Raw genomic sequence first — 10,709 nt, 5'->3', positions numbered from 1 at the left:
ACGCCCGGTTACATTCCGAACCCGGAAGCTAAGCCTTACAGCGCCGATGGTACTGCAGGGGGGACCCTGTGGGAGAGTAGGACGCCGCCGAACAATTATTCAAAGGGTTGGATCCTGAACTTCGGTTCGGGGTCCAACCCTTTTTTGTTCTGCGTCACTTGAAGTTCACGTTGCGCAACAACCATCCGAAGCATGGGTACTGCTGCAATGCTCAGGGCCGCCGGTGTCGGACTCGGTGACGAGGTCGTCGTACCGGCCTTCGGGAACGCCGAGGTCGCCGGGGCCGTCGCCCTCGCCGGTGCGCTGCCGGTGTTCGCCGACATAGATCCGCTGACGTACTGCCTCGACGCGTCCGCTGTGGAGGCGTCGATAACTCCGCGTACGGCGGCAGTCGTTGTCGTACACCGCTTCGGCCGGCTGGCCGACATCGCACGGCTGCACGGTGTCGGGCAGCGGCACGGGCTTCTGGTGCTGGAGCAGGGGGAGTCCGAGGCGCCGTACGACGAGATTGCTCAGCGGCGGGAGCGAGCCGCCTATCTCGATGCGAAGTTGAGGGGTGTGCGGACGCCCGACGGCGGTGACGGGCACACCTATCAGCAGTACGTCGTGCGTGTGCCGGGGAACGGGCGACCTGATCGGGACGCCTTCGCCCGGGCCGTGCGGGCCAGGGGAGTTGAGTGCCGGGTGCCGGTGAAGACGCCCGTGCACCGGCTGCCGGAGTTCCGTCGGTGTGTGTCGCTGCCGGAGACCGAGCGGGCCGCCGACGAGACTCTCGCGCTGCCTGTGGACGCCGCGTTGACGAAGCGGGACATGCAGCGGATTGTCGGCGCCTGCAATGCGCTCGGCGGACTGCTTCAGCCTGCCTTCTGAGCAGGCGGCCGGACTGGCCGTCGTGGTTGGGAGCACGCGTATGTTCGGGGTATGATCTATTCCGTTGCCGCGAGGGAAACCTCGAAAAGGCAACAGGCCCCTATAGCTCAGTCGGCAGAGCGTCTCCATGGTAAGGAGAAGGTCAACGGTTCGATTCCGTTTGGGGGCTCCAGTCGAAAGGCCCCGCCCATCCGGGCGGGGCCTTTTTCGTGCCCTTATCTCTCTCAGTCCTTGTGGAGGCCCGGGACCCGCATCGCCAGGATCGCCATGTCGTCGGACGGGGCGTCGGATGCGAAGCGTTCCACCGCGCGCATGATGCGGGCCGCGACCGCGCCGGCTGTCAGGCCCGTGCAGGTTGTGAGGACGTCGGTGAGGCCGTCGTCGCCCAGCATGCGGGTGCCCTCGCGGCGCTCGGTGACGCCGTCCGTGACGCACAGGAGGACATCGCCGGGGTCGAGGGTGACCGTCTGCTCGTAGAGTTCCAGGTCCTCCATGACGCCGAGGAGCGGCTGGGGTTCGGCGGCCGGTTCGACCGTGCCGTCCTGGCGCAGGCGGAGCGGGAGCGGGTGGCCTGCGCAGACCACCTTCAGTTCCGCGCTGCCGTCCTCCTGGGGGCGCAACTCGCCGTAGAGGAGGGTCAGGAAGCGACTGCGGGCGCCTTCGTCGAGAATGGCCGAGTTCAGCCGCTCCAGGACCGCGGGGCCACTGAGGCCCTCGCGGGCCAGCAGGCGCAGGGCGTGGCGGGCCAGGCCCGTGACCGCGGCTGCGTTCGGGCCCGTACCGCAGACGTCGCCGATCGCGAAGCCGTAGGCGCCGTCGCTGATCGGGAAGAGGTCGTAGAAGTCGCCGCCAACCTCGTTGCCCTCGCCGGCCGCGCGGTAGATGACCTCGACCTCGACGCCGCCGATCTCCGGGAGTTCCGGGGGCAGGAGGCTGCGCTGGAGGGACTGGCTGATGGCCGTGCGCTCCGAGTACAGGCGGGCGTTGTCCAGCGCCAGTGCGGCCCGTCGGCTCAAGTCCTCGGCCAGTTCCAGGATTTCCTGGCGGAAGTGTTCGTCGGTGGGCTTGCCGAGGGTCAGCATGCCGATGACGCGGTTGCGGGCGACCAGCGGGAGGACGACGGTTTCGCCGCCGACCGCGGAGGCCGTGGCGAGGGTCGGGCCGATGCCCGAGGCGACCTGGTGGGTCGGGCCGCCGCTCAGGCCCAGGCTGCGCATGGAGCTGCGCAGGGCCGCGCGATGGGCGACCTCGCCGGGGGCCGACCAGACGCGGGCGCCGGGCGTGGGGACCGGGTCCGGAGGCGGGACCTTCGAGAGCAACGACTTGATGCCGTCGATGAGTTCCTCGTCCTCGTGCAGGACGTACGACAGGTACGGCTCGGAGGCCTGGTCGGCGATCGTGTAGACCGCGCACCAGGTGGCGAGCGTGGGGACCGTCATCTGGGCCATCAGGGCCAGGGTCTGGTCGCGGTCCAGGGTGCCGGCGAGGAGGTCGGAGGCCTCGACGAGGAAGCTGAGCGAGCCGCGGCGCAGGCGCTCCAGCTCGCCCAGACGGGCCGACTCGACGGCCAACGCGATGCGGTCGGCGGCGAATTGGAGGCGCAGGGCCTCCTCGTTGGAGTATCTGCCGGGGGACTCGGCCGCAACGCCCAGGGAGCCGGTGAGGCGGCCCTCGACCTTCAGGGGGACCGTGACGACCGAGCGCATGCCCGTGCCGCTCAGCAGCGGTACGGCGCCAGGTACGGCCGTCAGGTCGTCGTGGACCGCCGGCATGCGGGCCGAGCCGTAGCGGCCGGGGCCCGCTTCGACGGGCACGCGCGCGAAGCGCTGGCGGGCGGAGGGCAGGCCGGTGGAGGCGCGGACCTCCAACTCCGTTTCGTCGTCGGTCGCGAGGAGCAGGAAGGCGGAGTCGGCGTCGAGCATGTCGCGGGCGCGTTCCACCGTGCGCTGGAGGAGGCCGTCGAGGTCGTCCGGAGCCGGGGAGCCGATGAACACCTCGAACGGGTCGGTGCTCTGGCCGTCGGAGACGGCGGCGCTGTCGGAGGCCGGCATGCGCAACGGCGTCTGCAGGACGGCCCGTTCGTGGTCGCGGACCAGGAGGCAGACCGTCGACGGCTCGCCGCCCGTGTCACGGACCCGGAGGTGGGAGGCGTACACGGGTGTGACACGGCCGTTGGCGCCCCTTATGCCGTAACTGCCTTCCCAGCGGGAGAGTTGGAGCGCCTCTGCGATGCCGGTGCTGGTGCCGGGCGTGTGCGGCCAGGCGGCGAGATCGGTAAGAGGCTTTCCGATTACCTGGTCGGCCGCGTAGCCGAAGAGTTCCTCCGCGTCCTCGTTCCACGACGTGATGGAGCCGGTGCGGTCGATCTGGACGACCGCGACGCGGACCCGGCCGTCGGCGAGCGGGAGAAGGGCGGAGGGCAGGGAGGGGCCGGCGGCGCGGGTGCCCACCTGCCGCTCGGGGAGGTCGAGTTGGAACCAGACCTGCTTCTGCGTAGGCGTGTACTCGACGCCCCAGCGGCCGGCCAGCGCCGCGCACAGCTGGAGTCCGCGGCCGCCCTCGCGGTCGGGGCTGCCCATGTTGACGGGCGAGCCCTGGAGGGGGATCTCGCGCTCCGGGTAGCGGTCGGCGACCTCGATCCGTACTCCTTCGTCGCTGCGCAGACACAGGACGTCCGCGGACGTGCCGGCGTGCACCACGGCGTTGGTCACCAGTTCGCTGGTGAGGACCACGGCGTCGTCGACGATGTCGGCGAAGCCCCAGCCCTGGAGGGTGTCGCGGACGAAGGAGCGGGCAGTCGCTACCGATCGCCCGACGGGCTCGAAGCTGGCGGCCGCGCGCGCGGTGATCACAGAACTCCTCGTCCGGTTGTCGACGTGCAGGGCTCCCTGGCCGACCGGCTCGTGCCGCTGATGCGGCAGACCGCCCGTCGGCCGGGGGTCCGGGGGCTGTTCCCCCGGGATCAGTCCGGTGGTCATGTGTGCGGCCGCCCCTCCGATGCCCGCTCGTTCTCGTGCCACCGCCCAGGCCGGACGGACCGGCGTGGCTGGACAGCCGCATGCAAGGTTACTTACCTTCGACGGCCATGCGGATGCCGGTCTGCAGTGTTTCCGCCCAGAGGGTGTGCGGACGATGTGCGAAGCTGCCGAACTGTTATGGCCGGGTTCAGGCAGGGTGAAACACTGGGCAAGCTTCTTGTGAAGGTACGGGCAGGCTGAGTGTGTACCGCGTCCTGTGGGCAGCAGCCCGTGGTGCGGCCTGGTATATCCGGCAGAAATGCGCAGCAGTAACGGGTACGTCGAGCAGTAGTACCGGAGCACAGCAGTAACGGTCGACCCCTGCGGGAGGGACACAGTGGAGTCTGGCGCAGCGACGCGGGGCACTAAGACGCGCGCGAAAGGCGGACAGTCCCTGAACAACCAGCGCAAACCACGCGGCGGGACCACCGCGGTGGACACGGCGGCCCTGAACCGACTGCTGGCGGCTCTCGTTTCGATGCGTGACGGGAACTTCCGCAAGCGGCTCACGGTGTCCGGCGACGGCGTGATGTCGGAGATTGCTGCGGTTTTCAACGAGGTGGCCGACCGCAATCTGCATTTGACGGGTGAGTTGTCGCGGGTGCGGCGCATGGTGGGCCGCGAGGGCAAGCTCACGGAACGGCTGGAGACGGGCGCCTACGAGGGTTCCTGGGCGGCCGCCATCGAGGCCTCCAACGCGCTTGTGGACGACCTTGTACGGCCCGTCTCCGAGGTCGGCCGGGTGCTGTCGGCGGTGGCGGAGGGTGATCTGTCGCCGCGCATGGAGCTGCGGACGCAGGCGCCGGACGGGACCGGGCATCCGCTGCGCGGGGAGTTCCTCAAGGTCGGACGGACTGTAAACAACCTTGTCGATCAGCTGTCGACGTTCACCGACGAGGTCACGCGCGTGGCCAGCGAGGTGGGCACCGAGGGCAAGCTCGGCGGGCAGGCACGCGTGCGTGGCATGTCGGGTTCGTGGAAGGACCTCACGGACTCCGTCAACACGATGGCGTACCGGCTGACGGCCCAGGTGCGGGACATCGCTCTGGTGACGACCGCGGTGGCGAAGGGCGACCTGTCGCGGAAGGTCACCGTTCATGTCGCCGGCGAGATGCTGGAGCTGAAGAACACCGTCAACACGATGGTGGACCAGCTGTCGTCGTTCTCCTCCGAGGTGACTCGAGTCGCGCGCGAGGTGGGCACCGAGGGCGAGCTCGGCGGCCAGGCGCAGGTGCCGGGTGTGGCCGGTGTGTGGAAGGACCTCACCGATTCGGTGAACCTCATGGCCGGCAACCTTACGGCCCAGGTGCGCGGGATCGCGCAGGTCACCACCGCGGTCGCCAGCGGTGACCTGTCGCAGAAGGTGACCGTTTCCGCACGTGGCGAGGTCGCGCAGCTCGCGGACACGATCAACCAGATGACCGAGACGCTGCGGATCTTCGCGGACGAGGTCACTCGTGTGGCCAACGAGGTCGGTGCGGCCGGGCAGCTGGGCGGGCAGGCGAACGTGCCGGGCGCGGCGGGTACGTGGAAGGACCTGACGGATTCCGTCAACACGGTGTTCCGGAATCTCACCATTCAGGTGAGGGACATTGCCGCGGTGACGACGGCCGTGGCCAACGGTGACCTGTCCCAGAAGGTCACCGTCGACGTGGCCGGCGAGATGCTGGAGCTGAAGAACACCGTCAACGGGATGGTGGACCAGCTGTCGTCCTTCGGTTCCGAGGTCACGCGTGTGGCGCGGGAGGTCGGTGTCGAGGGTGAGCTGGGCGGGCAGGCGCAGGTGCCCGGCGCTGCGGGCACGTGGAAGGACTTGACCGACTCGGTCAACACCGCGTTCCGCAACCTCACCGGGCAGGTGCGCAACATCGCCCAGGTGACGACGGCCGTGGCCAACGGCGACCTCTCCCAGAAGGTCACCGTCGACGTCTCCGGCGAGATGCTCCAGCTGAAGAACACCGTGAACACGATGGTGGACCAGCTGTCGTCCTTCGCCGACCAGGTGACTCGGATGGCCCGGGACGTGGGCACGGAGGGCCGCCTCGGCGGTCAGGCGGTCGTACCCGGGGTCGCCGGTACGTGGAAGGAGCTCACCGACTCCGTCAACGGCATGGCCGGCAACCTGACGGCCCAGGTGCGCAACATCGCCCAGGTGACGACGGCGGTGGCTCAGGGTGACCTGTCGCAGAAGATCGACGTGGACGCGCGCGGTGAGATCCTGGAGCTGAAGAACACCATCAACACGATGGTCGACCAGCTCTCCGGGTTCGCCGACCAGGTGACCCGGGTGGCCCGTGAGGTGGGCACGGAGGGCCGTCTCGGCGGTCAGGCGCAGGTGCCCGGCGTGGCCGGTGTGTGGCGGGACCTGACCGACTCCGTGAACGGAATGGCAGGAAACCTTACGGCCCAGGTGCGCAACATCGCCCAGGTCGCCACCGCGGTCGCCCGCGGTGACCTGTCGCAGAAGATCACCGTGGACGCGCGCGGTGAGATCCTGGAGCTGAAGAACACGCTGAACACGATGGTCGACCAGCTGTCGTCGTTCGCGGAGGAGGTCACCAGGGTCGCCCGTGAGGTGGGCACGGAGGGCCAGCTCGGCGGTCAGGCCGAGGTGCAGGGTGTCTCCGGCACCTGGAAGGACCTCACCCAGTCCGTGAACTTCATGGCGAACAACCTGACCATCCAGGTGCGCAACATCGCCGAGGTCACGACCGCGGTCGCCAAGGGCGACCTGTCCAAGAAGATCACTGTTGACGCGAAGGGCGAGATTCTCGAGCTCGTCACGACGGTCAACACGATGGTGGACCAGCTGTCCAGCTTCGCCGAGCAGGTGACCCGGGTGGCCCGCGAGGTGGGCACCGAGGGCATCCTGGGCGGCCAGGCGCACGTGCCGGGTGTCACGGGCATCTGGAAGGACCTCAGCGGCAACGTGAACCTGATGGCCAAGAACCTGACCATGCAGGTGCGGAACATCTCCCAGGTCGCGAACGCGGTCGCCAACGGCGACCTCACCCGGACGGTGACCATCGAGGCGCGCGGCGAGGTCGCGCAGCTCGCCGACACCTTCAACACCATGGTGAAGACGCTGAGTTCGTTCGCCGACCAGGTCACCAAGGTGGCCCGCGAGGTGGGCACGGACGGCATCCTGGGCGGCCAGGCGCACGTACCGGGCGTGGCCGGTACGTGGAAGGACCTCACCGAGTCCGTGAACCAGATGGCGTCCAACCTGACCGGTCAGGTGCGCAACATCGCCATGGTGACGACGGCCATCGCCAAGGGCGACTTGACCAAGAAGATCGACATTGACGCGCGCGGCGAGATCCTCGAGCTCAAGACGACGATCAACACGATGGTCGACCAGCTGTCCAGCTTCGCCGAGGAGGTCACCCGAGTCGCCCGCGAGGTGGGCACCGAGGGGCAGCTCGGTGGTCAGGCACGCGTGCGTGACGTCGACGGCACCTGGCGCGACCTCACCGAGTCCGTGAACGAAATGGCAGGAAACCTCACCCGGCAGGTGCGCGCCATCGCGCGCGTGGCGACCGCGGTGACCCGTGGCGACCTGAACCTGAAGATCGACGTCGACGCGTCCGGCGAGATCCAGGAACTGCAGGACTACATCAACAAGATGATCGCCAACCTGCGCGACACCACGATCGCCAACAAGGAGCAGGACTGGCTCAAGGGCAACCTCGCCCGTATCTCCGCGCTGATGCAGGGCCGCCGCGACCTGCAGGACGTGGCCTCGCTGATCATGAGCGAGCTGACGCCGGTGGTCTCGGCGCAGCACGGCGCGTTCTTCGTCGCGATGCCGCTCGTCGACGGCAAGGACCTCAGTGCCGAGAGCGAGGACGCGTACGAACTGCGCATGTTGGGGTCGTACGGCTACTCGATGGGCTCCATGCCGACGTCGTTCCGGCCGGGTGAGGCGCTGATCGGGACGGCCGCCGAGGAGAAACGCACGATCCTGGTGGAGAACGCGCCCAGCGGTTACCTGAAGATCTCCTCGGGCCTGGGCGAGGCGCCGCCCGCGCAGGTGATCGTCCTTCCGGTGCTGTTCGAGGGCAAGGTGCTCGGCATCATCGAGCTGGCCTCCTTCACTCCCTTCACCCAGATCCAGAAGGACTTCCTCAACCAGATCGCCGAGATGATCGCGACCAGCGTCAACACCATCTCCGTCAACACCAAGACGGAGCAGCTGCTGAAGCAGTCGCAGGAGCTGACCGAGCAACTCCGTGAGCGTTCGGCGGAGTTGGAGAACCGGCAGAAGGCGCTGCAGGCGTCCAACGCCGAACTGGAGGAGAAGGCCGAGCTGTTGGCCCAGCAGAACCGCGACATCGAGGTGAAGAACACCGAGATCGAAGAGGCGCGGCAGGTCCTGGAGGAGCGTGCCGAGCAGCTCGCGGTGTCGATGCGCTACAAGAGCGAGTTCCTCGCCAACATGTCGCACGAACTGCGTACGCCGCTCAACTCGCTGCTGATTCTTGCCAAGTTGCTCGCCGACAACGCGGACTCCAACCTCACCCCGAAGCAGGTCGAGTTCGCCGAGACCATCCACGGCGCCGGCTCCGACCTGCTCCAGCTGATCAACGACATCCTCGACCTGTCGAAGGTCGAGGCGGGCAAGATGGACGTCTCCCCGACGCGTATCGCGCTCGTCCAGCTCGTCGACTACGTGGAGGCCACCTTCCGGCCGCTGACCGCGGAGAAGGGCCTCGACCTGTCCGTACGGGTCTCCCCGGAGCTGCCCGCCACGCTGCACACAGACGAACAGCGCCTCCTGCAGGTGCTGCGCAACCTGCTGTCCAACGCGGTGAAGTTCACCGACTCCGGGGCCGTCGAACTCGTCATCCGGCCCGCCGGACGGGATGTTCCGGTGGCTATCCGGGAACAGCTGCTCGAGACCGGCTCGATGAGCGATCCGGACGCGGACCTGATCGCGTTCTCCGTGACCGACACCGGCATCGGGATCGCCGCCAGCAAGATGCGGGTGATCTTCGAGGCGTTCAAGCAGGCGGACGGTACGACCAGTCGCAAGTACGGCGGTACGGGCCTCGGCCTGTCGATCTCGCGGGAGATCGCCCAGTTGCTCGGCGGGGAGATCCACGCACAGAGCGAACCGGGACGCGGCTCGACGTTCACGCTGTATTTGCCGCTGCACCCGAGCGAACTGCCGCCGCAGGGTTATCAGCAGCCCGTGGCCGCCCTCGGGGCGAGCGACCTGGTGGCCGCCGCCGACCTGTCCCAGCTCTCCGACGTGGAGATCGAGACGCCGGCCGAGGTGCGGTCGTACCAGCAGGCGCAGAACGGCGCCGCCGCGCTCTTCAGGCGCCGCCGCAAGAACGGACTGGACGCGGACCAGCGCTCCGCGCCGTCGGAGCAGTGGTCGGCCGAGGAGCAGAACACGGCGCCACAGGTGCCCCGCGGCATCCGGTTCGGTGGCCAGAAGGTGCTGATCGTCGACGACGACATCCGTAACGTGTTCGCGCTGACCAGCGTCCTCGAGCAGCACGGACTGTCCGTGCTGTACGCCGAGAACGGCCGCGAGGGCATTGAGGTCCTGGAACAGCACGACGATGTCGCGGTCGTCCTGATGGACATCATGATGCCCGAGATGGACGGTTATGCGACGACGACGGCGATCCGCAGGATGCCGCAGTTCGCGGGCCTGCCGATCATCGCGCTGACGGCGAAGGCGATGAAGGGCGACCGGGAGAAGGCGATCGAGTCGGGCGCCTCCGACTACGTCACCAAGCCGGTCGACCCCGATCACCTGTTGGCGGTGATGGAGCAGTGGATGCGGGGGGAGTGACGGGAACCATCGATGTTCACGCGGAGTTGCTGACTCAGTGTGGCCGAAGCCGTGTAGAAGTACGGGATTCGGGGAACCTTCTGGTCTCCCGCTACGTTTCTGCTACGTGCACAGTGACATCGCGGTGACAGGGTGTGGCGACAGGCGGGGTGCGGCTACGATGACCGGCACAAGGACGGGCGGCGAAAGGGAGTCGTCCCCAGGGGCGGCGCCCGGTGCACATCCGGGGCGAGGAGGGCGGGCCATGGTGCAGAAGGCCAAGATCCTCCTGGTCGATGACCGGCCGGAGAATCTGCTGGCGCTGGAGGCGATCCTCTCTGCGCTCGATCAGACGCTGGTGCGGGCATCGTCCGGGGAGGAAGCGCTCAAAGCACTGCTCACGGACGACTTCGCGGTCATTCTGCTGGACGTGCAGATGCCGGGCATGGACGGTTTCGAAACAGCCGCGCACATCAAGCGGCGAGAGCGGACCCGGGACATCCCGATCATCTTTCTCACCGCGATCAACCACGGTCCGCATCACACCTTCCGTGGCTATGCGGCGGGCGCGGTCGACTACATCTCCAAGCCGTTCGACCCGTGGGTGCTGCGCGCGAAGGTCTCGGTCTTCGTCGAGCTGTACATGAAGAACTGCCAGCTGAGGGAGCAGGCGGCGCTGCTGCGGCTCCAGTTGGAGGGTGGCGGCGGCAAGGCCTCGGTCGGCGAGGCCAAGGAGCCGGCGAGTCTGCTCGCCGAGTTGTCGGCGCGGCTCGCGGCGGTCGAGGAGCAGGCGGAAGCGCTGTCCAAGCAGCTCGACGACGAGTCGGCGGACGCGGCGGCGGTGGCGACCGCGGCCCATCTCGAACGCAAACTCACTGGACTGCGGCGGGCGCTGGACGCCTTGGAGCCGGGTGCCGGCAGCGCCTCCTCGGTGTCCTCGCAGAACTGACGCCCGGGCGCGGCACAGTTGCGGATGAGGACGCGTCAGTTCCGCGCCTTCACAGGGGCGACACGAACGGGTGAAGCAGTGGGCA

At 68.2% G+C, this 10,709-nt stretch carries 4 protein-coding genes, 1 tRNA gene and 1 rRNA gene; 5 read left to right on the top strand and 1 reads right to left on the bottom strand.

Going from position 1 to position 10,709, the window contains the following annotated elements; genetic code table 11:
* The 3 genes from rrf to ACFY1L_RS16925 form a co-directional block, all read left to right on the top strand.
* A 5S ribosomal RNA gene (gene rrf / locus ACFY1L_RS16935) occupies positions 1-93 on the top strand; the annotation flags it as partial.
* Positions 94-207: 114 nt separating this feature from the next.
* Entirely contained in the window at positions 208-870 is a 663-nt protein-coding gene (locus tag ACFY1L_RS16930; protein WP_388824033.1) for a DegT/DnrJ/EryC1/StrS family aminotransferase, read from the top strand.
* 96 nt (positions 871-966) lie between these two features.
* Positions 967-1,042: transfer RNA gene (locus tag ACFY1L_RS16925), tRNA-Thr, on the top strand.
* A gap of 52 nt (positions 1,043-1,094) precedes the next feature.
* On the opposite strand, the gene ACFY1L_RS16920 is transcribed toward ACFY1L_RS16925, so the two are convergent.
* Positions 1,095-3,848, bottom strand: a complete 2,754-nt coding sequence (locus tag ACFY1L_RS16920) for a SpoIIE family protein phosphatase (RefSeq protein WP_388824007.1) — start codon at positions 3,846-3,848, stop codon at positions 1,095-1,097.
* A gap of 376 nt (positions 3,849-4,224) precedes the next feature.
* Here ACFY1L_RS16920 and ACFY1L_RS16915 point away from each other — a divergent pair, with 376 nt between their 5' ends.
* Together ACFY1L_RS16915 and ACFY1L_RS16910 are read left to right on the top strand one after the other, a co-directional pair.
* Positions 4,225-9,696 (top strand): HAMP domain-containing protein, encoded by a 5,472-nt coding sequence (locus ACFY1L_RS16915; RefSeq protein ID WP_388824005.1) that lies wholly within the window; start codon positions 4,225-4,227, stop codon positions 9,694-9,696.
* A 244-nt stretch (positions 9,697-9,940) separates the two neighbouring features.
* The gene (locus ACFY1L_RS16910; RefSeq protein WP_388824003.1) at positions 9,941-10,624 is read left to right on the top strand and encodes a two-component system response regulator; all 684 of its coding nucleotides are present in this window, start codon (positions 9,941-9,943) and stop codon (positions 10,622-10,624) included.
* The last annotated feature ends 85 nt before the right edge of the window (positions 10,625-10,709 follow it).

Source organism: Streptomyces sp. NPDC001663, from assembly GCF_042893105.1.
Lineage (GTDB): Bacteria > Actinomycetota > Actinomycetes > Streptomycetales > Streptomycetaceae > Streptomyces.
The sequence above is the reverse complement of the archived record's forward strand: the minus strand, read 5'-3'. Positions and strand labels throughout refer to the sequence as shown.

Excerpts from the sequence above, each read along its gene's own strand:
- ACFY1L_RS16910 (WP_388824003.1), top strand. The coding sequence starts at position 9,941 with ATGGTGCAGAAGGCCAAGATCCTCCTGGTCGATGACCGGCCGGAGAAT.
- ACFY1L_RS16920 (WP_388824007.1), bottom strand. The coding sequence starts at position 3,848 with ATGACCACCGGACTGATCCCGGGGGAACAGCCCCCGGACCCCCGGCCG.
- ACFY1L_RS16930 (WP_388824033.1), top strand. The coding sequence starts at position 208 with ATGCTCAGGGCCGCCGGTGTCGGACTCGGTGACGAGGTCGTCGTACCG.